This window comes from Mesorhizobium sp. M7A.F.Ca.MR.362.00.0.0, from assembly GCF_004023175.1.
Lineage (GTDB): Bacteria > Pseudomonadota > Alphaproteobacteria > Rhizobiales > Rhizobiaceae > Mesorhizobium.
The window spans coordinates 1-242 of record NZ_RZTF01001105.1; the positions used below are offsets into that span (position 1 = coordinate 1).

The following is a 242-nucleotide window of genomic DNA, read 5'->3' on the forward strand; positions in this document are numbered from 1 at the left end:
TGCAGATACATCGGAGTTGTCGTTTTTAAAGAACATATTGCTTAAAAGCATGATTCCCGCTCCAAACAGGACGACTATTATCAAGTATTGAGCCTTGTTTTGCTTCTTGTTGTTATTGCCAGACATCAGCTTTTTCAAAAAGGTGATCGGGCCTTGCGTCTTGTCCTTTTCGTGGTCATTTTCATTGTCTTTTCCCATATCTGCACTATTCCCCTCCTTTAGCTAGGATGTCAATGCTATCT

1 protein-coding gene is annotated in these 242 nt (G+C 40.5%); it reads right to left on the reverse strand.

The window, feature by feature from the left end:
• A partial coding sequence (locus tag EOC06_RS41285; protein ID WP_206631467.1) for a hypothetical protein occupies positions 1-198 on the reverse strand: 198 nt, incomplete at its 3' end.
• Positions 199-242 lie beyond the last annotated feature (44 nt).